This is a genomic window from Kribbella sindirgiensis (assembly GCF_004331435.1).
GTDB lineage: Bacteria > Actinomycetota > Actinomycetes > Propionibacteriales > Kribbellaceae > Kribbella > Kribbella sindirgiensis.
The window spans coordinates 44,241-66,575 of the sequence record NZ_SJKA01000009.1; the positions used below are offsets into that span (position 1 = coordinate 44,241).

Genomic DNA, 22,335 nt, shown 5'->3' on the forward strand with positions numbered 1-22,335 from the left:
AATGTCACGCAGCACCGCGCCGGACGTGGGGATCATCACGACCGGCCACGACGTGGCCGATGCGCGCCTGCACAAGATCACCGCTGCCCTGCAGCACCGTGACCTGTCGGTCGAGCTGTGGGGCCTCGGCGACGCCGCCGGTGGACCGGCGGGTGCTGTGGTGCACGCCGGACCGCGCGGCAACCTGGTGCAGCGGCTGGCCCGGACGGCCGTACTGCCGTGGCGGACCAAGGCGAAGGTGGTGATGACGGTCGACCCGGACATGATTCCGGTCACCCGGCTCGTCACCGCGCTGCGACGGCGCAAGTTCGTGGTCGACGTGCACGAGGACTACGAGCGCCTGCTCGCCGATCGCGCGTGGGCGCAGGGCCCGGCGGGTCTGCCGGCCCGGATGATCGTCCGCGCCGGTTCCAAGCTGGCCGCGGGCGCCGACCTCACGGTCGTCGCCGACTCGCACCTCGCACCGCACCAGGCGAAGCACCGCATCGTGGTGCAGAACCTTCCCAACCGCGGCTTCCTGGCCCCGTCCCCGCCCACCGGCGCACCGCGCGCGGTGTACGTCGGGGACCTGCGCAGGAGCCGTGGACTGTTCGACATGGTCGAGACCGTCGCCGCGGCGCCGGACTGGTCTCTCGATCTGATCGGCCCGGTCGCACCGTCGGACCGGGACGAGCTGGAGACCCGGGTCGCACGGCCCGACCTGACCGGTCGGGTCCGGCTGCACGGGCGCCAGCCACCGGCGGACGCGTGGCAGCTCACCAAGGGAGCTTGGGCGAGCCTGGCCATGCTGCAGCCGACCCCGGCGTTCGTGGAAGCGATGCCGTCCAAGATCTACGAGTACCTCGCCAGCGGTCTTCCCGTGCTCTCCACGCGCCTGCCCCGGCAGACGAAGGTGATCGAGGAGTCCGGTGGCGGAGTCCTGGTGGACTCGGTGGCGGAGGCGTCCGAGACCCTGCGGCGCTGGTCCGCGGACCCCGGTGAGCTGGAGAAGCTGCGCGACCACGCGCTGCAGTGGGCGGCGGACCAGCTGCCCACGAACACGCCGTACGACGACCTGGCCGACGCGATTCTCAATCTTTTAAGAGGAACTGCATGACCGACCGCCCACACCTGCTGTACGTCGCCTGGGGCTTCCCGCCCTGCCGAGGCGGCGGCGTCTACCGGGCCCTGGCCACGGCCAACCGGTTCGCCGCGCTCGGCTGGAAGGTGACCGTGCTGACGGCCGACCGCGACACGTTCTTCCGGTTCACCGGTGCGGACCTGACCCTCGAGGAGCGGGTCGACCCGTCCGTCGAGGTAGTCCGGGTCCCGTTCGAGTGGCCGATTCTCGAAGCCGACCTGCGCCGCTGGTCCAAGCGCCGGGCGTCGAACCCGAAGCTCTGGGCCAAGTGGCGCACGAAGCAGGACCAGATCCCGTTCCCGGAAAGCGGCTACGGGCCGTGGCGTTCGGTGATCGAGAAGGCCGCGGAGCGCATCCACCAGGCGCACAAGGTCGACCTGACGGTCGCCACCGCCAACCCGCACGTCGCGTTCACCGCGGCGTACCACCTGCACAAGAAGTTCCAGGTGCCGTACGTCATGGACTACCGCGACGCGTGGCTGCTGGACGTGTTCACCGGTGACCGGCTGCACGAGCCGAACAGCCGCGCGGCCAAGTGGGAGAAGAAGCTGGTCGAGTCCGCCCGCGAGGTCTGGTTCGTGAACGACCCGATCAAGGACTGGCACGAGAAGCTCTACCCGACGCACGCGGGCAAGATGCACACGGTCGCCAACGGCTTCGACCCCGACCTGGTGCCGGACACGCAGGACCGCGGCGCCGTCACCGACCGGCCGCTGGTCTTCGGGTACGTCGGAACGGTGTCGCCGAAGGTGCCGCTCGCGGACTTCGTCAAGGGCTGGCAGCTCGCCAAGGAGCAGTCCGAGGAGCTCGCCGGCGCGAAGGCGAAGATCTACGGCTACCTCGGGTACTACGCGCAGCCGCGCGCGGACATGCTCGCGACGATCAACGCCGCCACCGAGGACGGGGTCAGCTACGAGGGCCCGGTCGGCAAGGCGGAGATCGCCAAGGCGTACGACGAGTTCGACGCGCAACTGCTGATGCTGGGCAAGGGCCGGTACGTGACGAGCGGCAAGGTGTTCGAGTACCTCGCCACCGGGTTGCCGGTGGTGTCGGTGCACGACCCGGAGAACGCGGCGTCCGACGTCCTGCGGGGGCACCCGCTGTGGTTCCCGGTCGCGGACGTGACGCCGGAGGCGATCGCGGCGGCGCTGATCGAGGCGGCGCACGCGGCGCGGACCGCGGACGAGGGGATCCGGGCGAAGGCGCGCGAGTTCGGCGCGTCGTACCGGCGGGACCTGCAACTCGATCCGCGGATCGAAGCGCTGGCCGCGAGTGTGAAGGGGGTTGCAGCGTGAGCAAGGTCGTTCTGCTGTCCACGAGGAAGTTGCCGCCGACGTACTTCGACCAGGTTCGTGAGGACCTCGGCGATCAGGACATCACCATCGACGTCGTCGGTTGGGTGGCTCCGTCCGCCTGGGTGGCCGACAAGGTCAACACGTTCACGCTGATCGGCCCGGGCCGGATGCCGGCCGCGCCGGCGCCCGAGCCGGAGCCGGCCACCGAGCCGACCGACGAGGCCCCCGACGCCGTCATCGCCCCCGAAGCGGTCGCCGACCCGGCAACCGTCGTTGAAGACGAAGCCAAGATCGCCCCGGCCGCCGCTGAGGTGGCCGCCGCCGGAACCACCGCCTCCACTCCTCCGCCTGCTGCGAAGCCGCGGCCCACTGGGGCGAAGCGGGTGGTGAAGGCTGTGGAGTGGCGCGCACGGAGAGCCAAGAAGGTCGCCGGGCGGATGTTGCCCAAGGCAATCAAGACCTCGGCGCCGGTGAAGTTCCTGCGCGGTCAGCGGGCGACCAGCGACCTCGGCAAGACGTACTGGGAGCGGGTGCTCAGCCGTCGCGACGTGCTGTCGACCATCGACCAGGCCGATGTCGTGATCGCGCTCGACGCCGGCGCCATCTGGGCCGGCTGGAACCTCGGCCAGCGGAAGGCGAGCACCCCGGTCGTGCTCGGTCTGCCCGCGGCCCGTCGCGAGCTCGACATGATGAAGGTCCCTTCTGCGTAATGGGTGACACGACGACGATGACGATCCGCGAGCACCTGCCGGCGCCGTTGGCCCGGACCGCTGGAGCGGTCCGGCGGCGCCTGCGGGGCTTGCGGTACTCGTACGCGCAACTGCCGGCCTTCCCGCCGGCAGGGGCGACACGGGTGCGGATGCTGGTCGGACCGACCAACTCCGCCGGTCAGGGGTACGCCTGGGCACAGGCCGCCAAGACCCTGCCGGACGTCAGCGCCGTGGCGTTCTCCCTGCACCGCAAGGGACAGTTCCAGTTCGCCGACGACTACGGCGTACCGCTGGCGTGGTTCGGTCAGCCGCGCTGGCAGCGCGCCCAGGAGCGGTACGTCGTCGAGAACTACACGCATGTGATGGTCGAGTCGCTGCGTCCGGTCTTCGGCGCCCGCGGCGTTTCGGACGCCTCCGCCGACATCGAGACGATGCTCGGCAAGGGCATCAACGTGAGCTTGCTCTTCCACGGCTCCGACATCCGCCTGCCCAGCCGGCACGCGCAGCGCGAGCGCTGGTCGCCGTTCACCCCGGGTGACGAGCTGACCGATCGCCTCGAGCCGCAGGCCCGCCGGCACGCCGAGCTCGTCGAGTCGCTGCAGCTTCCGGTGTTCGTCTCCACGGTCGACCTGCTGGACGACGTACCGAACGCCCAGTGGCTGCCGGTCGCGATCGATCCGGCGCCCTGGCAGCAGGCCGCACGGCCGTTGTTCTCCGGCGCGAAGCCGGTCGTCGCGCACGTCCCGTCGAACGCGAAACTCAAGGGCACCGAGGAGATCGACGCGGTGCTGACCCGGCTGCACGAGAGCGGCGTGGTCGAGTACCGGCGGATCACCGGGGTACCGCACGAGCAGATGGCAAGCGTCATCGGTGACGCCGACATCGTTGTCGATCAGCTCCGGATCGGCCTGTACGGCGTGGCAGCCGCGGAAGCGCTGGCGGCCGGGCGGATCGTGGTTTCGTACGTCGGTGACGGGGTGCGCCACCGAGTGCGTAGTCTGGCCGGGCGAGAGGTGCCGATCGTGGAGGCGGATCCCGACACCCTGGGTGATGTCGTCAGCGGTCTGATCGCGGATCGTGACGCCGCCGCCGCGCAGGCGGCCACCGGCCCCGAGTTCGTGGCGGCGTTGCACGACGGACGCCGCTCGGCCGAAGTACTGAGTAGTTGGCTCACCAAGAAGGAGACCCTGTGACGGCCCGCATCGCGCCCTCCGCCGACGTCGACGACAGCGCCCAGATCGGCGACGGTTCGTCGGTGTGGCACCTGGCCCAGATCCGCGAGAACGCGGTCCTCGGCAAGAACTGCATCGTCGGCCGCGGAGCCTACGTCGGGACCGGGGTCCGGATGGGCGACAACTGCAAGATCCAGAACTACGCGCTGGTGTACGAGCCCGCGTCCCTCGAGGACGGCGTGTTCATCGGCCCGGCGGTGGTGCTCACCAACGACTACTTCCCGCGCGCGGTGAACCCGGACGGGTCGCCGAAGAGCGGGCACGACTGGGAACCGGTCGGGGTGACGATGAAGGAAGGCTGCTCGCTCGGTGCGCGCAGCGTGTGCGTGGCCCCGGTCACCATCGGCCGCTGGGCGACGGTCGCCGCGGGTGCGGTCGTCACCAAGGACGTGCCAGACTTCGCGCTGGTCGCGGGGGTCCCGGCGCGCCGGCTCAAGTGGGTCGGCAAGGCCGGGGTTCCGCTGCTCTCCGTCGGGGACGGCGAGTGGAAGTGCCCGAACACGGGCGAGATGTACATCGAAACCGACGGACGGCTGCGGCCGGCCGATGAAGCACAGGAGGAGAACTGATGGTGCAGCCGATTCCGGCCGCGAAGCCGATCATCGGGAAGGAGGAGCGCGAGGCTGTCGACCGTGTCATGCAGTCCGGCATGCTCGCCCAGGGTCCTGAGGTGGCGGCGTTCGAGCAGGAGTTCGGCGCAGCGCTGGTCTCCGGCCGGGCGTGCGTCGCGACGAACTCGGGCACGTCGGGTCTCCACCTCGGCCTGCTGGCCGCGGGGGTCGGACCGGGTGACGAGGTCATCGTCCCGTCCTTCACCTTCGCCGCGACCGCGAACAGCGTCGCGCTGACCGGGGCCACCCCGGTGTTCGTCGACATCGAGCCGACGTACTTCTGCCTGGACCCGGTCGCGGTCGAGGCCGCGATCACCGAGAAGACCAAGGCCGTCATGCCGGTGCACCTGTTCGGTCACCCGGCCAACGTCACCGCGCTGCAGGCCATAGCTGATAAACACAGTGCCGACAAGCCCGCCGAGCGCCGCATTCAAATCTACGAGGACGCCGCGCAGGCCCACGGCGCCACCTGGAACGGCGCGCCGGTCGGCACCTTCGGCGAGTTCGCGATGTTCAGCCTGTACCCGACCAAGAACATGACGTCCGGTGAGGGCGGCATGAACTCGGTCGCGAACGCCGACCTCGAGCGCCGGATGCGGCTGTTCCGCAACCAGGGCATGCTCAAGCAGTACGAGAACGAGGTCGTCGGCCTGAACAACCGGATGACCGACCTGCACGCCGCCATCGGCCGTGTGCAGCTGACCAAGGTCGGCGGCTGGACCAAGCAGCGGCAGGAGAACGCGGCCTTCCTGGACGCGAACCTGCAGGGTGTCGCCGTTCCGGCGGTCGCCGCCGAGGCGACCCACGTGTACCACCAGTACACGATCCGCGTGACCGAGGACCGCGACGGCTTCGCGAACGCGCTGCGGACCGAGTACGGCGTCGGCTGCGGCGTGTACTACCCGATCCCGAACCACCGGCTCCCGTCGTTCCAGCGTGAGCTGGACCTGCCGGAGACCGAGAAGGCCGCGGCCGAGGTGCTCTCGCTGCCGGTCCACCCCTCGCTGTCCGAGGAAGACCTGAACCGGATCGTGGCCGCGGTGAACACCGTGGCGAAGGCGGGTGCGTGAGATGGCGAACCTGCGTGCGGGCCTGATCGGCCTGGGCATGATGGGCCGGCACCACGCCCGGGTGCTGGCGTCCCTCGAGGGCGTCGACCTGGTCGCGGTCGCCGACCCGGGTGGTGACAAGTTCGGCGTCGCCGGCGGTCGTCCGGTGCACGAGAACATCGAGCAGCTGATCGCCGAGAAGATCGACTACTGCATGGTCGCGGTACCGACGCAGTACCACGCCGAGATCGCGAAGGCGCTGGCCGAGGCCGGCGTGCACGCGATGATCGAGAAGCCGCTGGCCGGCTCCTCGGCCGAGGCGACCGAGATCGCGAAGGCGTTCGAGGCGGCCGGTCTGGTCGGCGCGGTCGGCCACATCGAGCGGTACAACCCGGCGCTGCAGGCGCTGCGGGTGCGGCTGGAGGCCGGTGAGCTGGGCGACATCTACCAGATCACCACCCGCCGCCAGGGCCCGTTCCCGGCCCGGATCGCCGACGTCGGCGTGGTGCTGGACCTGGCCACCCACGACATCGACCTGACCGCGTGGGTGACGCAGTCGCCGTTCGTCACGGTGGCCGCGCAGAGCGCCCACAAGTCCGGTCGGCAGTACGAGGACCTGATCGCGGTGACCGGCAAGCTGGCCAACGGCACCGTCACCAGCCACCTGGTCAACTGGCTGTCCCCGATGAAGGAGCGGCTCACCGTGGTCACGGGTGAGAAGGGCGCGTTCATCGCCGACACCCTGACCGCGGACCTGACCTTCCACGCCAACGGCACCGTGCAGACCGCGTGGGACGACGTCGCGCATTTCCGCGGTGTCAGCGAGGGCGACATGGTCCGGTACGCGATCAGCAAGCCCGAGCCGCTGAAGACCGAGCACGAGCAGTTCCGCGACGCGGTGCTCGGCAAGGAGGCCGACATCGTCACGTTGCAGCAGGGTCTGACCACCGTCCGGGTGGCCGAGGCCGTTCTGCAGTCGGCGACGGAGGACCGGACTGTGGCCGTCGCCGGGGAGACCCTGTAGCCATGAAGGTTCTGAGCGTTGTCGGGGCGCGCCCGCAGTTCGTGAAGCTGGCACCGGTGGCAGAGGCTTTTGCCGCGACCGAGCACCAGCACGTGATCGTGCACACTGGGCAGCACTACGACAAGAACATGTCCGACGTGTTCTTCGCCGACCTGCGGATCCCGGACCCGGACGTCCACCTGGGCGTCGGGTCCGGCAGCCACGGTGTCCAGACCGGCGCGATGCTGGCCGCGATGGACGCCGTACTGGACGAGCACAAGCCGGACTGGGTGCTGGTGTACGGCGACACGAACTCGACGCTCGCCGGCACGCTGTCCGCGGTGAAGATGCACCTGCCGGTCGCGCACCTCGAGGCCGGCCTGCGCTCGTTCAACCGGCTGATGCCAGAGGAGCACAACCGGGTACTCACCGACCACGCGGCGGACCTGCTGCTGGCCCCGACCCAGGTCGCGATGGACCACCTGGCGAACGAGGGTCTGAAGGACAGGTCGCGGCTGGTCGGCGACGTGATGACCGACGTGTGCTTCCGGGTCCGCGACGCGGTCGCGGACAAGCCGCTGGACCTGCCGTTCAAGCGCGGTGAGTACGTCGTCTCGACCATCCACCGGGCCGAGAACACCGACGACCCGGCGCGGCTGGCCGCGATCGTCGACGGTCTCGCCGGGGCCGGTACGCCGGTTCTGCTGCTGGCCCACCCGCGGCTGGTCGCGAAGTGCGCGGAGCACGGCATCAAGCTGGAGCGGCCGGACGGTTCGCTGCACGTCCGGGAGCCGCTGGCCTACCCCGAGATGGTCGCGGCCGTGCTCGGTTCGGCCGGTGTGGTGACCGACTCCGGGGGTCTCCAGAAGGAGGCCTTCCTGCTCGGCCGGGTGTGCACCACGCTGCGCACCGAGACCGAGTGGGTCGAGACGCTGGACGACGGATGGAACGTGTTGACATCCGACGTGAGTAAGCTGCCCGAGTTGGCCGCACGGCCGACGCCCACGGGGGACCGCCCGATGCCGTACGGCGACGGGCACGCTGCAGAGCGTGTCGTCTCCACTCTCGCGGAGTAACTACATGACGAAGGCCGCCGAAGAGAACCAGACGCCGCCGACCCAGGAAATGCCCGGGTCGGCCGGTGTCACGACCCCGTCCTCGGGCGCGCCTGTCACCACCACCTCACCGCCGGATCCCGGCAAGAGGTTGCCACGAGTCGAGTCGCTCACCGGTTTGCGCTGGTGGGCGGCCTTCTTCGTGTTCTGCCACCACATGACGCAGCTGGCGCCGCTACCGATCTACGACTTCCTGAAGTACGGCACGTCCGGCGTCACGTTCTTCTTCGTGCTGTCCGGCTTCGTGCTCACCTGGTCGTCGCGGCCGGGGACGAAGATCAGCACGTTCTACCGGCGGCGGTTCGCGCGGATCTTCCCGCTGTACTTCCTGACGCTGGTCGCGGCGATCTTCGTCTTCTACCGGTTCGAGCCGCCGACCGGGATGTCCTGGATCAAGCCGGTCTCGATGACCGTGCTGGTGCTGTCGGCGTTCCTGGTCCAGGGCTGGTCGAACAACCCGACCATCCTGTACGGCGGCAACCCGGCCGGCTGGACGCTGTCGGTCGAAGCGTTCTTCTACGCGTACTTCCCGTTCGTCTGGCGGGCCACGCAGCGGCTGAAGACGGTCGGTGGCCTGATCCTGTGTGTCTCGGTGATCGTGCTCGGCGGGGCGTACCGCCTGGCGCTGTTCCACTACAAGGCCGACGTACCGGTGTTGCCGCAGCCGGTGCTGCACTCGGTGGCGTTCCTGTTCGGCATCGGTCTCGCGATCGCGCTGCGGTCCGGCTGGACGCCGCGGATCCCGGTGTGGTTCGCGTTCCTGGTCACCGGCGGCGGCCTGTACCTGCTCTGGTACTCCGGTGCGCACCCGACGCAGGTCCCGGGCGCGGTCACGATGGGCCTGTGTCAGAAGGAAGTCCTGACGATGCTGTACGGCTTCCTGATCCTCGCGGTCGCGGCCCGCGACATGCGCGGCGGCCGGTCGTTCCTGCGCAGCAAGCCGATGGTGGCGCTCGGCCAGTGGTCGTACGCCTTCTACCTCGTGCACGCCACGATCCTGTATGCGATCAAGGAGCAGCACGGTGTCGCCGGCCCGATCGGCTGGTCCAACCTGACCTGGTACGCCGGTGTCCTGGTCATCTCGATCTTCGCCTCGTGGCTGCTCTACAAGTTCGTCGAGCACCCGCTGGAACGAAAGCTCCGAGGCCCCCGATGAAGAATCACTACCTAGTGGAGTTGCTGTGCGTGTCAGTGTTGTTGCCTTAGGCAAGATCGGACTGCCGTTGGCGGTCCAGTTCGCGGCCAAGGGCCATCAGGTCGTCGGCGTCGACATCAACGAGAAGTTCGTCGAGCTGGTGAACGCCGGCCAGGAGCCGTTCCCGGGTGAGGCCCACCTGCAGGAGCTGCTGTCCGAGACCGTGGCCGACGGCCGCCTGCGGGCGACCACGGACTACGCGGACGCGATCCCGAACAGCGACGCGGTCGTCGTGGTCGTGCCGCTGTTCGTGGACGAGCAGACCGGTCAGCCCGAGTTCGGCTGGATGGAGAACGCGACCCGTTCGCTGGCCGAGCACCTGACGCCCGGCACGCTGGTCAGCTACGAGACCACGCTCCCGGTCGGCACCACCCGGAACCGGTGGAAGCCGATGCTCGAGGAGATCTCGGGCCTGACCGAGGGCACCGACTTCCACCTGGTGTTCTCGCCGGAGCGGGTGCTCACCGGCCGTGTCTTCGCGGACCTGCGCAAGTACCCGAAGCTGGTCGGCGGCCTGTCCGAGGAGGGCGCCAAGCGCGCCACCGCGTTCTACGAGGCCGTCCTGGACTTCGACGAGCGCCCGGACCTGGACCGTGCGAACGGCGTCTGGGACCTGGGCTCCGCGGAGGCGGCCGAGCTGGCGAAGCTGGCCGAGACCACCTACCGCGACGTGAACATCGGCCTGGCGAACCAGTTCGCCCGGTTCGCCGGCCAGAACGGCATCGACGTGCACGCCGTCATCGAGGCGTCGAACTCGCAGCCGTACAGCCACATCCACCGGCCGGGTATCGCGGTCGGCGGTCACTGCATCCCGGTCTACCCGCGGCTGTACCTGTACACCGACCCGGACGCGACCGTCGTACGGGCCGCCCGCGAGGCGAACGCCGGTATGCCCGACTACACGATCGGCCTGCTCGAGGGCGCGTTCGGTGACCTCAAGGGCGCCAAGGTCGTCGTGCTCGGCGCGTCGTACCGTGGTGGCGTGAAGGAGACTGCCTTCTCCGGAGTCTTCCCGGCAGTCGAGGCGCTCAAGGCGCGCGGTGCCGAGGTGTCCGTGCACGACCCGCTGTACACCGACGAGGAGCTCCAGGGTCTCGGCTTCACGCCGTACACGCTGGGTACGCCGGTGGACGCGGCGGTGCTGCAGGCGGACCACGCGGACTACGCGCAGCTGAGCCCGGCCGACCTGCCGGGTGTGCAGGTACTCGTCGACGGTCGCGACCGCACCGACCCGGCCAAGTGGGCGGGCGTGCGTCGGATTGTGATCGGAAGGTCGGTCAGCCAGTGACACATGCCGACCTGCGGGTCGTGATGATGGTCGCCAACGACGTCACCAACGACAGCCGGGTCCGCAAGGAGGCCGCAGCACTGGCCGAGACCGGAGCAGAGGTGACTGTGCTCGGGGTCTCGGCCAGCGGCCTGCCGTCGAGGGAGATGCTCGACGGAGCGCTGATCGTCCGGGTAGCGGTGCCTTTCACGCTGCGTGAGGAACGGAAACGAAGCCGTACGGCGCGCCGCAACTGGCGGCCGCCACTGGTGGGGTACCGGTACCGGGCAACCTATGTGGCGCGCAGCCAGCGGATCGCGGCCGAGCTCAAGGAACTCAAGGCGGACTCCGGGCACGCGATCGCGCGCGCCAAGGCGGGCCAGGGGAACCCGGTCAAGTTCAAGGCCGGCGTCGCCACCCGGCTGCTCCGCCGCGCGCGCTGGCAGGCCGCCGAGCGCGCCGCCTGGGTCCGCAAGGGCGTCGGCAACAAGGCGGACGGACCGTTCAAGTTCGGCTGGCGGGCGTACGACGGCGTACTGCACCGGCTGCCCTGGCCGGCGCCGTGGCGCAAGCTGCACCCGGAGGCGCTGGACCTGGAGATCGCGTTCGGCGACCTGATCGACCGCCTCGAGCCGGACGTCGTGCACGCCCACGACATGCACGTGATCGGCGTCGCGACCCGTGCCGCCGGCCGCGCCAAACTGCGCGGCCGGACGCTGAAGGTTGTGTACGACGCGCACGAGTACGTCGCCGGACTCTCGCAGTACGGCGCCCGGACCCGGCGTTCGATCGCGGCCTGGGCCAACCACGAGGCCGAGTACATCGGCGACGCGGACCGGGTGATCACCGTCAGCCCGGCCATCGCGACCCGGCTGCGGCGCGAGCACAACCTCCGGCAAGAGCCGACCGTGGTGATGAACACGCCGAACCCTGCTGACGTGTCGGTCGAGGTGTCCGACATTCGCAGCCAGATCGGCCTGGCATCCGACGTACCGCTGCTGGTCTACAGCGGTGGCGTGACGCGGGCGCGTGGCATCCACACCGCCGTCCAGGCGCTGGTGGATCTGCCGGACGCGCACCTGGCTGTCGTGTGTGTACCTGGTGTGGCGACAGACGCTGTCCGCGAGCTGCAGGCGCAGGCCGCGCAGCTCGAGGTGCAGGACCGCCTGCACTGCCTGGATCCGGTGAAGCCGGACGAGGTGGTCGCATTCCTGCGGACCGCCGACGTCGGGCTGATCCCGATCCTGCGCTACCCGAGCCACGAGATGGCGCTGCCGAACAAGCTGTTCGAGTACGCCTTCGCCGGACTGCCGGTGGTGGTCAGCGACATGCCGAGCATGAAGGAGTTCGTCGACCGCACCAAGATCGGCGAGGTCTTCACCGCGGCCGACGCGCACGACCTGGCGTCGAAGGTCCGCACGGTGCTCGGCGATCTGGACAGCTACCGCGAGCGGGTCGCCGATCCGGCGTACCAGCAAGAGGTGTCCTGGGCTGGTCAGGCGACCAAGCTGCGGGAGCTGTACGCCGAGCTGACCGGGCGGCAGCTCGACATCACGCGGCCGGGTGGCAAGGCACACAAGACCGGGCGGCACCTGCTGCTCGGCCCGGTCAACAGTGCCGGACAGGCGTGGTTGTGGGCGACCGCGCTCGAGCGTGAGGTGCCGGACGTCAAGGCCGAGTCGCTCACCACGGGCAGCGGCGCGTTCGACTTCCGCGTGCACCGGACGGGCACCTACCGCCAGTACCGGTCGGATCTGCGCTGGCAGCTGGAGCTCACGGCGTACGCGTTGCGTGAGGTGACCCACGTGCTGTTCGAGGCGGGCCGGCCGATGTTCGGCCAGCAGCGCGGGCAGATGTGGACGACCGACGTACCGATGCTGGACCAGGCCGGGATCAAGCACGGTCTGGTGTTCCACGGGTCGGAGATCCGCGATCCCGCGCAGCACCGCGAGCAGTACCGGTACTCGCCGTTCCGCAACCCGGACGACGAGCTGACGGTGCGCCTGCAGGCCGCGAACAACCTGATGCGGCACCACCTCGAGGGCTACCGGGGGCCGGTCTTCGTCACCACGCCGGACCTGCTGGAGTTCGTCGACAACGGCATCTGGTTGCCGCTCGCCGTCGACGTCGAAGGGTTCGTGTCGACGCAGCCGGTGCTCGAGCGCGAGGTTCCGGTGGTGCTGCACGCGCCGTCGGCCTCTGCTCTGAAGGGTTCGGCGTACGTCGACCCGGTACTGACGGACCTGGATGCACGAGGCCTGATCAAGTACAACCGGGTCCAGGGCGTACCGCACGCGGAGCTCGCCGAGATGGTGAAGAGCGCCGACATCGTGGTCGACCAGCTGCTGCTCGGTTCGTACGGCGTGTTCGCCTGCGAGGCGATGGCGGCCGGCCGGGTCACCGTCGGGCACATCGCGGACCCGGTCCGGGACCTGCTGCCGACCGACCTGCCGATCGCCGAGGCGACGCCGGACGACCTGGCGGAGGTGATCGAGCGGCTGGTCGCCGAGCGCGACACGGCCCGGAAGATCGCCGATGCGGGACCGTCGTTCGTGCGCGACCTGCACGACGGGCGGAAGTCGGTCGCGGAACTGCTGCCGTTCCTCAACAACGAACTGGTTTATGAGGACGAGAGCGAGTAAGTGCGGATTCTGATGATCGCGCAGTCCCCGATCGCCGGGGACTCGCGGATCCTGCGGGAGGCGACGGCGCTCGCCGCGGCCGGTCACACACTGCATGTGATCGGCCGGGACGTCCCTGAAGCCTGGCTTGCTAATCAACACAGCGAGGTGGGGCCTGGGATCACGGTGGAGTCGGTCTCCCGCTCCTCCGGCCTGCGGGCCGGGAACGGCGGGCTGACGGTCGGGCACGGGCATTCCGGGCCCAAGGTGCTGGCCAAGCGGTTCGGGCGGTGGCTGCTGCTGCCGGAGCACCGTTTGCGCACCGAGAAGCAGTGGCGCGTGGCCGCGGCGCCTCGGGTCGCTGACGCCGGTCCGGTCGACGTGGTGCATGCGCACGACTTCAACACGCTGGAACTCGCCGCTGAGTACGCCGCTCGTTGGTCCGCGGCGCTTGTGTACGACAGCCACGAGCTGTGGTTCGACCGGGCGCTGCCCGGACGGCCGACGCCGCTGTGGCGGGCCCGCGGTCGGCGGTTCGAGGTGTCGTTGGCTTCTCGCGCGCGGGTGGTTTTCACCGTGTCGGACGGGATCGCGGCGCGGCTGCGGTCACGTGGGTTGACCGATGTGCGCGTCGTACGGAACACGTTCCCGCGCGCAGACGACGTACCGCCGGCGCCCGAGCAGCCCGAGGGCTTGCTGTACGCCGGACGCGTCGGCGCCGGGCGTGACCTGCCGACCGTCGTCGCGGCGGCCCGCGAGCTGGCGCCGTTCCGCACGGTGCTGATGGGGTCGGTGGATCCCAACTATCGCTTGGACCTGGGCCCGGTGGAAACCGTCCCCGAACGCTCCATCGACGAGGTCGACGACACCCTCCGCTCCTACGGCATCTCCCTCGTCACCCTCACCAACACCTGCGAAAACCACCGCCTAGCCCTCCCCAACAAACTCTTCCACGCAGTCCGAGCCGGCGTCCCAGTAGTAGCCGCCGACCTCCCCGAACTCCGCGCCGTAGTCACCCACCACAAACTCGGCGCCCTCTACGAACCCGGCAACGCCCACTCCCTGGCGACCGCAGTCCGCACGGTGATCGACAACTACCCGACCTACACCGACGGAATCCGCGCCGCCGCCAAAGAACTCAACTGGGAACACGACGCAGCCACGCTGGTCGCCGCCTACGCCGACCTCTCCCAGTAACCCCATTTGCCTGGCCGACCCACCAATTTGCCTGGCCGACCCACCAATTTGCCTGGTTGACCCATCAATTGCGGGGTTTGTGACCCTGAATGAGGGTCACAAACCCCGCGTTTCGTTGGCCTACCAGGCAAATGGGCTAGCGGGAGGCCTCGACCATTTGGCGCATCAGTTTGACCGGGTCCTTCTCGGGCTCCGGCTGGGCCAGGCGGGTGGAGGGGACTCGGGCTTGTTCGGCTGTTTGGAGGGACGAGGTGTAGGTCGTGAGGGGGAGGGTGAGAGCGGAGCGGGCGGGGTCGAGGGTGATTGTCGCACCAGTGAACGGGACCGATGGGTTGTCCGGCTCGACCGTCAGGACGAGGCCGAGGCGGTGGCCGGCGGTGAAGACCACGTCGTCGGCGTTCAGCTCGAATGATAGGTCGTACCAACGGTCCGAGCGGAGCGACTCCTTCACGTACGGGGACTTGTAGTGGCCGACGTCCGCGAGTGTGCGCACGACAACTGACGTATCGGAGACCGCGGTGTTGATCTGCGTCTTCGCGTAGCAGCCGGTGTCGAGTGCGTTGCCGTCACCCCAGCACACGCGCGTGTCCGGCACGTTGGTGACGTTCACGTACCGGTTCGCCGTACCGTAGTCGACCAGCCGCGCCTTGATGCCTGCGGCAACCTTGTTGACCTTGACGCGGACCGACACCTTCCCGGTGCCGCTGACCCGAACAGCCTTCTCCAGTTCGTCGCTGAGGAACACGGCCCGGTCGGTGCGCGGCGTGGTCGGATCGAGTACGACGGTGTCCGCCGACTCCTTGTCCGTCCCGGTGAAGCTGACCGGGGTGCTCGTACCGGTCAGCTTGCTGAGCTTCACCGTGGTCTGCTTGGCACCGGCCGCCGGCCACTTCGCCTCGTCGACGAACGAGCCGTCCTCACGCTGGACAGTTGCCTGCGGTGTGTCCATCACGCCGTTCTTCAGGCCCTGTAGCCAATAGTCGAACCACGGGTGCAGCTTGTCCACCCACTCGTCGCGGAAGCTGAACCCGTCCAGGTGCACGCCCTGGTGCAGGAAGATCTTCCGGGGAACGTTGCGCTTCGCGAGCTCGTCCCACCACTCGCCGAACTGCCGCGTCTTCACGTTCTCGTCGCCGAGCCCGTGCACGACGTACACACTGGAGTGGACCTTCGAGGCGTCGAGCCGGTAGTTCCGCGGGTCCCACCACTTGCTGTAGGAGCCGGTGCGGGTGTCGGAGTCCTGCTCGATCTCGTTCGTCATCTCCTCGCACCGCGGCGAGGCGTCGTTGCTGACGTAGTCGTGCAGGAATCCCATGTACTCGTCGTAGAACGGCACCCCGAAGCCGCGGGTGTAGTCGTACCAGCTGGAGATCGCCGCGATCGGCACGATCGTCTCCAGCCCGCGGACGCCGGTGCTCGCGACCGAGTTCGCGATCGTCCCGTTCCAGGACACGCCGATCATGCCGGCCTTGCCGGTCGACCAGTCGGCCTTCGCGGCACTGCCGTCCGGCTTGTGCCCGGTCGTCCGGTTGTTCAGCCAGTCGATGACGGCCTTGGTACCGAGTACCTCGAGGTCGGCGCCGACGTCGGAGCAGCCGGTCGAGCGGAACGTCCCGGGCATGTCGACGAACGCGACGGCGTACCCCCGGGGCACGAAGTAGTTGTCCAGCCAGCTCCCGAACACCTGCCGGGTGCCGGTCGCGTCGAAGTAGGTGGTCGGGTCCCCCGCGTAGTACGGCGAGGCCTGGATGATGACCGGTACGTCGATCCCGGCCTGGGCCGCCTCGCCCGGCCGGATGATGTCGACGGTGATCTGATCGGTGATCCCGTTCGCGTCGCCGTCGAGCCGGGGTACGTCGACCTGTACCTTCTCGCGGATCGCGTTGTCGTAGTCGTACGCGGCCACCGTCGCGGTGCCTTGCACGAAGGGTTTGGACGGTACGGCGACCGCGGTCAGCGAGGCGGCCGGTGCCACCAGAGCCGCGAGCACCAGGGCCGTCCCGGCCCGAAACCGAGTTCTGCGCATACGTGAATCCCCCTATGGGCGGTAGGTGAGGCTCTATTCTGTGCACAGAACTCACTCGCGCGCTCACCTTTCGTGAACAGCACGGGTAATACTTCACCCGCAACTTTCCGTACCCGCCTCGTATCAGATCTTCTGAGAGGGGCGACATGAACCGACGACTGACTGCCCTGGCCGCAGTCCGGTACCGACCACTACGGGTACGTCGTGATCGGCGACGCGCTCTACGTCAGCGGCTACACCGGGCACGCGAACGGCCTGTCGACGGTCATCCAGTCCCGCGGCCAGGTCCCCGCGACCTTCGCGGACCCGGTCTACTTCCGCTGGGTCCCGATCCCCGAGTTCGACGTCGCCAACGGCGACTGACCCCCTCCGAAAGGAATCCGCATGATGTTCCGTAAGGCCTTTGGGCTCGTCGGCGCCGCCGGGCTTGCCCTGACGCTCGGCCCTGTGGTCCAACCGGCCGCTGCCACACCCAGCGCGGCTGCGGCAGCCTGCGCGCTCGGGCTGGGGTCGTGGGACTCGTCGTCCAACGTCAACAGCCGGGTCGTCACCGCGACCGCGCCGCCGACGGTGAGTCCGACACTGCAGACCCCGGGCGTGTACACGACGACGAACTACGCCGTGAGCAATCCGACCGCGTTCACCGCGGTCCCCGCGGGCAACGGCCGGACGACCCGCAGCGGCAAGGTCGTCTGGGGCGCCGGCTACCTGATGGAGAGCACGTACACCATCGGCAGCGACGGGAAGCTCGTCGGTACGCCGGTGTTCAAGCGGATCGGGAACGGGTGGGGCGGCCGGTTCCTGATCCAGTCGCAGTACAAGGCCTCCGCGACCAGCAAGCCGACCCGGACGATGCTGTACTCGCAGGACATGTACGGGAAGTTCGGCCGCTGGACCGATGTCGGGAAGGGCTTCCGCAACACCGGGTACGTGACCGGGATGAGCACGATGAAGTCGTTCGCGCTGATCGCCACGACACCGACGTACGACATGTTCCTGGCGAACAACCGCGCGGGCGGGCTGTACACGGTCAAGATCCCGACCAGCGTCCCGCTGAAGCCGGTCATCACACCGGTACGGACGTCGAGCTGGCAGATCTTCGAACAGCTCGTCGCGGCGCCGTGTGGCAAGACCGGTTCGATCCTGCTCGGCATCGACAAGGACACGAAGACCGCCTACCTGTACGCGGTCGGCCACGCGAACGGCGCGTCGACCGTCATCAAGAGCCTCGGCAAGGCCCCGGGCGCCTTCACCGACTGGGAGTACTTCCGCTTCACCCCGGCCTACGACCCGCTGAACGGAGGCTGATGACGGTCGGTCAGCCAGGTCGTGGTGGCGGAGTCGGCAGGGGTGTAGGTGATGACGTACTGACCGTCGTCGCCAGGCAGTTGCAGTGACTCCAAGGTGAAGGTCAGCTCGCCGCCCGTCGGGTGGTTGAGGGTCTTCGGGCAGTGCGACCGGTTCTGGACGTTCTGGGTGGTCCAGAACCGGTCGAAGTCGGGGCTGGCGGTGCGGAGCTCGTCGACGAGATCGTCGAGCTCCGTGTCGTCGGCGTACTCCGCGGCGGCCCGCTGGAGCAGTGCGACCGCGTCCTGCGCCACGGTCTCCCAGTCGGCGTAGTACTCGCGTGAGCTGGGGTCCAGGAAGTACAGGCGTGCGAGGTTGCGCTGGGCCGAGTCGTTGAAGTCCGCGACGACCGCCAGCGCGGCAGCGTTCCAGGCGAGCACGTTGCTGAGCCGGTCGACAAGGATCGCCGGCCCGGGCATCGCCTCGATCATCGCCTTCAGCTGCGGCCGTACGGGCGCCGTCGGCGGTACTGCGGGCGGCGCCGAGCAAGCCAACTGGCGGAGGTGGTCACGCTCGGCCTGGTCCAGCCGCAGCGCGTCGGCGACCGCGGTCAGCACAGCGGTCGACGGGTTCCCGGCGCGGCCCTGCTCGAGGCGGATGTAGTAGTCGACGCTGACGCTGGCCAGCAGCGCGACCTCCTCGCGACGCAGCCCTGCGACCCGCCGGTCGTGCCCCGGCCGCAGGCCGACGTCCTCGGGACGCACCCGGGCGCGTCGGGTCTGCAGGAACTCTCCCAGCCGCGGCCGCGCGCTCATCGGACCAGTATCGCCGACTGGGTGGTACTGCCAGACCTACGGTGGAGGCGGATCTCCTGCCCCCGCGCGATCCCGGCGAGGCTGAATCCATGACCACAGCACGCATCGCCCTTGTCACCGGCGCCGCCAGCGGAATCGGCGCCGCCGTCGCCACTCGTCTCGCCGCCGACGGCGCGTCCGTCGCACTCCTCGCCCGGCGCCGCGACCGGCTCGAGAAGGTTGCCGCCGAGATCGCGGAGGCCGGCGGTACGGCGCTCGTCGTACCGGCCGATGTCACCTCCGAGGAGTCCGTCGCCGCGGCCGCCGCCCACGTCCAGAGCCAGTTCGGCGACGTCGACCTGCTGGTGAACAACGCCGGCCTGATGCACGTGGAACCGTTCGCCGATGGTCCGATCGACGCGTGGCGCCGGACGGTCGACGTGAATCTGACCGGCGTCATCAACGTCACGCACGCGTTCCTGCCGGCCCTGCGCCGGTCGGCCGCGGCCCGCACGACCGATCTGATCAACGTGTCGTCACTGGCCGGTGAGCACATCAACCCCGGCATGGCGGTGTACGGCGCCTCGAAGGCGGCCGTCAGCCACCTGACCCGGACCCTGCGCGCCGAACTGGCCGGCGACGGGATCCGCGTGACCGACCTCGAGCCCGGCATGATCGACGGCACCGAACTCGCCGACAGCTTCCCGCCCGAACTCCAGGCGGCCGTCGACGACCTCCGCGCAACCCTCCCGGCCGTACCCGTCACCGAGGTCGCCGACCTGATCGCCTACGTCGCCGGCCGCCCACGCAACGTGAATCTCCCGCACCTGATCATCCAGCCGTCGAAGGAGGTCTAGCGTTTGTTCACCGGGGATTCGTAGGGTCGCGGGCATGATTGCGACGCGACGTACGGTATTGAAGGCCGGGGCACTCGGGGTTGGGCTTGCGGCGACGCCGGGGCTTTCGCTCGCTGCTCGGCCGCGGAAGACGCGGGTGCTGTTGGCAACTAATGAGCCGTGGGGGACCTATCACGCGCAGCCGTTGCTGGCCGAGGCTGTGCGGCGTGGGTGGGAGCTGGTGCAGGTCGTTCCGGATCTGACGCAGATCAAGCCTGGGGACCCGGTGCCGGTCGCGACGCTGAACGACGTACCGCGGGCTGATCTGCTGGTGGTGAACGGCGCTTCGGACTGGCCCGCAGACGTCGCGGCGGCGTTGAAGCGGTTGCCGATGGCGGCCAGCTCGCTGGCGTATCTCAAGCCGGTGGAGGCGCCGCGGGCCAAGGAGTTCCGGTCGCGGTTGGAGCTCGTGACGGCCGCGTCGCCGGCCGAGTCGGACGTGTTCGCGGCGTACCTGGGCTGGCGGCGTCGCGTGCGGATGGTGGGGTCGGCGCAGACCGACAACCTGCCGGCGTACGCGCCGCGGAAGGACCGGGTGCTCGTGCTGACCAGCGTCACGCACCCGGACCAGACCGGCGACGCGGCGCCTGGCACGCAGCTGCTGCTCGACGCGGCCGCGAAGCTGGAGGCAGCGGGCAAACACATCGTGGTCGGCCTGCATCCGCGGGAGGACCGGACGCTCTGGGAGCAGTACGAGATCAGCGCGCTGGGTTCGGTGCCGGAGTCGGCGACCGTGGAATGCGCGGTGGGGATCCCCGGCACGGTGTTCCCGATCGTCGCGGCGGTCGGCGTACCGCTGGTCGGCTGCGTCGACCCCAAGCTGCAGGTGCCGGACTACATCCTGGACGTCTGCTCGTCGACGATCGCCGCGCCCGAGCAGGCCGTCGACGCGATCGAGAACGCCAAGCCGGCTAGCCGGGGAGCAGTGTTCAACGCGGTCGGGCCGATCGGTGGGTCGGCGCGGCGACTGTACTCCACGTGGCACGCCACGATTCAGACCACCAGGTGCAACTTGACCGGGGCGACGCCGATCTCGATCCGCTGACCCCAGCCGATGCTCAAGGTGTCGGACTCCATTCCGTCACCGAACACGACCAGGTCCGACTCGGCCGTGATCGTCAACGTATCCGGTGCATTGAGCAACCCTTCGGTGTTGTCGGTGCCGGTCGCCGGCGACGGCCAGGCCTCGCGGACGAACCAGCACAGCATCGGATCGAGTGGCGTTGGCAGGGCCAACGGACTGCGGCGTTCCTGCCATGCCGATCGGCACCAGCCGGTTGATCCGGTGCCGGTGCCGACGAGGATCCCGGATGAGGACTGCCGCTCGGGTAGTCCGTCAGGAGAGCTCAGCCGGTAGCGCGCGGACTGGTGCGTCCGGTGGCCGACGTACACCTCGTTCAGCGCGATCAGTTGCTGGCCGTCGTCGGTGCTCGCGGCAACCATTGTCCGCTCGGCGACCTGACGCTCGGACAGGAGATCGGCGATCGCGGCGGGCTCGTGCGGGACGAGTACGCCGGGGTTGCGGGCCGGCTCGGGGTTGATCCCGATCACCGGCTGGCCGTCCAGGTACTTCGCCACGTTCGCGACCAGCCCGTCCTGACCGACCGCGATCACCACGTCCTCCGGCCCGAACCCGAACCTGTCCAGGTCGTTGCGCTCGGCAACCGCACGCCGCCAGTCCAGCGGAATCGCCGCCGACACGGTCGCCAGCGCGTCCTGCTGCGCCTGGTGTCGCGCATCCAACTCCGCCAGATCCCGCCCACGCCCAGCCAGGAAGAACCCAGCCTGCTGCCGCGTCCCATGCCGAGCAACCAACTCCGTCAACTCAGTCGCCCGATGCACAATCACTGCCCGAGGCGGAAGGCTCACGCGTCTGCTCCTGCTGTGAGCTTGGTGAGGAGTGGGGTGATGAGGTCCGGGGTCAGGTTGAGAGTGCCGATCTCCGGTAGGGCGCCCTGCTTGATGGCGAGCGCGAGGATCGTTGCCTGGTCGAGTTCGGCGTACGCCTCCAGCAAGGCCTTCTCGGCCGCAGCCTCCGCCGCGCCGATCGCCCGCTTGGCATCCGCTTCCGCCTCCGCCAGCGCGCGCTGACGACCGGCCGCCGCCTGCGTCTCGATCTGACCGGCCGCTGCGGCCTCGGTCGCACGCATGCGCTCGTTCTGACCGCGCTGGTTGACCAGCTGCTCCTCGCGCCGGGCGAGCTCGATCTGGTTCTGCAGTTCGTTCTCCGCAATCGACCGCTCGCGCTCGACGGCCATCGCGCGGCGTTCGTACGTCGCCTTGTCCGCGGCCTGCTGCACCATCTCGCGCGTCGGCGTCTGCAGCGCCTTCTCCACATCCCGCTCCGCGCGTACGGCGACCACCCGCACGTCCTCGACGCCGATCCCGAGCCCGGTCAACCGCTGGTCCTCCCGTAGCCCGGTGCCGACCGCCTGACGCAGCGCAGTCATACCCTCCGACAGCGCCTCGGTGAGCGTCATCCGGGCCAGCAGATCGAGTGCGGTCTGTTGCGCCAGCTCTGTCAGCAACCCTCCGAGCTGCTCGAGCGGAGTCGACCGCCAGAGCCCGGTATCCGGGTCGATGCCGAAGTCCAGCCGGGCCGAGGCCAGCGCCGGGTCGGTCACCCGGTAGGTGACCGTGGCCTGCACCGCGACGTCCTGGAAGTCCTGCGTGCGGCCGTGGAACAGCAGCGGCTGCTCGCGGTCGTCCACCGGGATCTCGCTCAGCGACGAGTTCAGGGCCCGGAACCAGAACGCCTGGCCGGCGCCGTCGTGCGCGACCTTGCCGTTGCGCAGGTGCCGCACGTGGGTGGTCGGGTTGGCGCGCAGGTGGCTGATGAACCGGAACCGGGTGATGTCTGCCATCTTCGTTCTCCTTGTCGTCACTATGACGATAAGGGGTCGAGTGACTTCTCGTC

General features: G+C 69.2%; 20 protein-coding genes. 16 read left to right on the forward strand and 4 right to left on the reverse strand.

The window, feature by feature from the left end:
• Nucleotide 1 precedes the first annotated feature (1 nt).
• Genes E0H50_RS25210 through E0H50_RS25265 form a run of 12 tightly spaced genes read left to right on the forward strand, consistent with a single transcriptional unit; the run spans nucleotide 2 to nucleotide 14,415 of the window.
• Nucleotides 2–1,096, forward strand: coding sequence for a glycosyltransferase (locus tag E0H50_RS25210; protein ID WP_131292803.1), 1,095 nt, complete (start codon nucleotides 2–4; stop codon nucleotides 1,094–1,096).
• A complete protein-coding gene (locus E0H50_RS25215) occupies nucleotides 1,093–2,415 on the forward strand; it encodes a glycosyltransferase (RefSeq protein ID WP_238151195.1) in 1,323 nt (440 codons plus the stop codon). Before E0H50_RS25210 ends, E0H50_RS25215 begins: the two co-directional genes overlap by 4 nt.
• The gene (locus E0H50_RS25220; protein WP_131292805.1) at nucleotides 2,412–3,125 is read left to right on the forward strand and encodes a hypothetical protein; all 714 of its coding nucleotides are present in this window, start codon (nucleotides 2,412–2,414) and stop codon (nucleotides 3,123–3,125) included. Before E0H50_RS25215 ends, E0H50_RS25220 begins: the two co-directional genes overlap by 4 nt.
• Entirely contained in the window at nucleotides 3,125–4,318 is a 1,194-nt protein-coding gene (locus tag E0H50_RS25225; RefSeq protein WP_131292807.1) for a hypothetical protein, read from the forward strand. Before E0H50_RS25220 ends, E0H50_RS25225 begins: the two co-directional genes overlap by 1 nt.
• A complete protein-coding gene (locus tag E0H50_RS25230) occupies nucleotides 4,315–4,926 on the forward strand; it encodes an acyltransferase (protein ID WP_131292809.1) in 612 nt (203 codons plus the stop codon). Before E0H50_RS25225 ends, E0H50_RS25230 begins: the two co-directional genes overlap by 4 nt.
• Nucleotides 4,923–6,038 (forward strand): DegT/DnrJ/EryC1/StrS family aminotransferase, encoded by a 1,116-nt coding sequence (locus tag E0H50_RS25235; protein WP_202868339.1) that lies wholly within the window; start codon nucleotides 4,923–4,925, stop codon nucleotides 6,036–6,038. The genes E0H50_RS25230 and E0H50_RS25235 overlap by 4 nt, the downstream gene beginning before the upstream one ends.
• 1 nt (nucleotide 6,039) lies before the next feature.
• A complete protein-coding gene (locus tag E0H50_RS25240; RefSeq protein WP_131292813.1) occupies nucleotides 6,040–7,041 on the forward strand; it encodes a Gfo/Idh/MocA family protein in 1,002 nt (333 codons plus the stop codon).
• A 2-nt stretch (nucleotides 7,042–7,043) separates the two neighbouring features.
• Entirely contained in the window at nucleotides 7,044–8,096 is a 1,053-nt protein-coding gene (gene wecB / locus E0H50_RS25245) for a non-hydrolyzing UDP-N-acetylglucosamine 2-epimerase (RefSeq protein ID WP_131292815.1), read from the forward strand.
• A gap of 4 nt (nucleotides 8,097–8,100) precedes the next feature.
• On the forward strand, nucleotides 8,101–9,291 hold the full coding sequence (locus tag E0H50_RS25250; RefSeq protein WP_131292817.1) for an acyltransferase family protein: 1,191 nt from the start codon (nucleotides 8,101–8,103) through the stop codon (nucleotides 9,289–9,291).
• Between the two features lie 25 nt (nucleotides 9,292–9,316).
• Nucleotides 9,317–10,618 carry a nucleotide sugar dehydrogenase gene (locus E0H50_RS25255; RefSeq protein ID WP_131292819.1) on the forward strand — a complete coding sequence of 434 codons (1,302 nt, stop codon included), beginning with the start codon at nucleotides 9,317–9,319 and terminating at the stop codon, nucleotides 10,616–10,618.
• Nucleotides 10,615–13,239, forward strand: a complete 2,625-nt coding sequence (locus E0H50_RS25260) for a glycosyltransferase family 4 protein (protein WP_131292821.1) — start codon at nucleotides 10,615–10,617, stop codon at nucleotides 13,237–13,239. The genes E0H50_RS25255 and E0H50_RS25260 overlap by 4 nt, the downstream gene beginning before the upstream one ends.
• Nucleotides 13,240–14,415, forward strand: coding sequence for a glycosyltransferase (locus tag E0H50_RS25265; RefSeq protein ID WP_131292823.1), 1,176 nt, complete (start codon nucleotides 13,240–13,242; stop codon nucleotides 14,413–14,415).
• Nucleotides 14,416–14,551: 136 nt separating this feature from the next.
• Here E0H50_RS25265 and E0H50_RS25270 read toward each other — a convergent pair whose 3' ends face one another.
• Nucleotides 14,552–16,441 (reverse strand): CocE/NonD family hydrolase, encoded by a 1,890-nt coding sequence (locus tag E0H50_RS25270; protein ID WP_131292825.1) that lies wholly within the window; start codon nucleotides 16,439–16,441, stop codon nucleotides 14,552–14,554.
• A gap of 204 nt (nucleotides 16,442–16,645) precedes the next feature.
• Between E0H50_RS25270 and E0H50_RS43115 the strand changes: the two genes are divergently transcribed.
• On the forward strand, nucleotides 16,646–16,804 hold the full coding sequence (locus E0H50_RS43115) for a hypothetical protein (protein ID WP_165547293.1): 159 nt from the start codon (nucleotides 16,646–16,648) through the stop codon (nucleotides 16,802–16,804).
• 21 nt (nucleotides 16,805–16,825) lie between these two features.
• Nucleotides 16,826–17,749 carry a hypothetical protein gene (locus E0H50_RS25275; RefSeq protein ID WP_131292827.1) on the forward strand — a complete coding sequence of 308 codons (924 nt, stop codon included), beginning with the start codon at nucleotides 16,826–16,828 and terminating at the stop codon, nucleotides 17,747–17,749.
• Here the strand turns inward: E0H50_RS25275 and E0H50_RS25280 are convergent.
• Nucleotides 17,725–18,543, reverse strand: coding sequence for a helix-turn-helix transcriptional regulator (locus E0H50_RS25280; RefSeq protein ID WP_131292829.1), 819 nt, complete (start codon nucleotides 18,541–18,543; stop codon nucleotides 17,725–17,727). The genes E0H50_RS25275 and E0H50_RS25280 overlap by 25 nt on opposite strands.
• A gap of 89 nt (nucleotides 18,544–18,632) precedes the next feature.
• Here E0H50_RS25280 and E0H50_RS25285 point away from each other — a divergent pair, with 89 nt between their 5' ends.
• Nucleotides 18,633–19,379 (forward strand): SDR family oxidoreductase, encoded by a 747-nt coding sequence (locus E0H50_RS25285; protein ID WP_131292831.1) that lies wholly within the window; start codon nucleotides 18,633–18,635, stop codon nucleotides 19,377–19,379.
• Nucleotides 19,380–19,413: 34 nt separating this feature from the next.
• Complete coding sequence (locus tag E0H50_RS25290; RefSeq protein ID WP_202868329.1) at nucleotides 19,414–20,463, forward strand: hypothetical protein; 1,050 nt, start codon at nucleotides 19,414–19,416, stop codon at nucleotides 20,461–20,463.
• On the opposite strand, the gene E0H50_RS25295 is transcribed toward E0H50_RS25290, so the two are convergent.
• Together E0H50_RS25295 and E0H50_RS25300 are read right to left on the reverse strand one after the other, a co-directional pair.
• Nucleotides 20,412–21,260 carry an NAD(+)/NADH kinase gene (locus E0H50_RS25295; protein ID WP_238151196.1) on the reverse strand — a complete coding sequence of 283 codons (849 nt, stop codon included), beginning with the start codon at nucleotides 21,258–21,260 and terminating at the stop codon, nucleotides 20,412–20,414. The two genes, E0H50_RS25290 and E0H50_RS25295, sit on opposite strands and share 52 nt — an antisense overlap.
• Before the next feature lie 23 nt (nucleotides 21,261–21,283).
• The gene (locus E0H50_RS25300; protein WP_131292834.1) at nucleotides 21,284–22,282 is read right to left on the reverse strand and encodes an SPFH domain-containing protein; all 999 of its coding nucleotides are present in this window, start codon (nucleotides 22,280–22,282) and stop codon (nucleotides 21,284–21,286) included.
• Nucleotides 22,283–22,335: the final 53 nt, after the last annotated feature.

Excerpts from the sequence above, each read along its gene's own strand:
- E0H50_RS25210 (WP_131292803.1), top strand. The coding sequence starts at position 2 with ATGTCACGCAGCACCGCGCCGGACGTGGGGATCATCACGACCGGCCAC.
- E0H50_RS25215 (WP_238151195.1), top strand. The coding sequence starts at position 1,093 with ATGACCGACCGCCCACACCTGCTGTACGTCGCCTGGGGCTTCCCGCCC.
- E0H50_RS25225 (WP_131292807.1), top strand. The coding sequence starts at position 3,125 with ATGGGTGACACGACGACGATGACGATCCGCGAGCACCTGCCGGCGCCG.
- E0H50_RS25240 (WP_131292813.1), top strand. The coding sequence starts at position 6,040 with ATGGCGAACCTGCGTGCGGGCCTGATCGGCCTGGGCATGATGGGCCGG.
- wecB (WP_131292815.1), top strand. The coding sequence starts at position 7,044 with ATGAAGGTTCTGAGCGTTGTCGGGGCGCGCCCGCAGTTCGTGAAGCTG.
- E0H50_RS25250 (WP_131292817.1), top strand. The coding sequence starts at position 8,101 with ATGACGAAGGCCGCCGAAGAGAACCAGACGCCGCCGACCCAGGAAATG.
- E0H50_RS25270 (WP_131292825.1), bottom strand. The coding sequence starts at position 16,441 with ATGCGCAGAACTCGGTTTCGGGCCGGGACGGCCCTGGTGCTCGCGGCT.
- E0H50_RS25275 (WP_131292827.1), top strand. The coding sequence starts at position 16,826 with ATGATGTTCCGTAAGGCCTTTGGGCTCGTCGGCGCCGCCGGGCTTGCC.
- E0H50_RS25280 (WP_131292829.1), bottom strand. The coding sequence starts at position 18,543 with ATGAGCGCGCGGCCGCGGCTGGGAGAGTTCCTGCAGACCCGACGCGCC.
- E0H50_RS25285 (WP_131292831.1), top strand. The coding sequence starts at position 18,633 with ATGACCACAGCACGCATCGCCCTTGTCACCGGCGCCGCCAGCGGAATC.
- E0H50_RS25290 (WP_202868329.1), top strand. The coding sequence starts at position 19,414 with ATGATTGCGACGCGACGTACGGTATTGAAGGCCGGGGCACTCGGGGTT.
- E0H50_RS25300 (WP_131292834.1), bottom strand. The coding sequence starts at position 22,282 with ATGGCAGACATCACCCGGTTCCGGTTCATCAGCCACCTGCGCGCCAAC.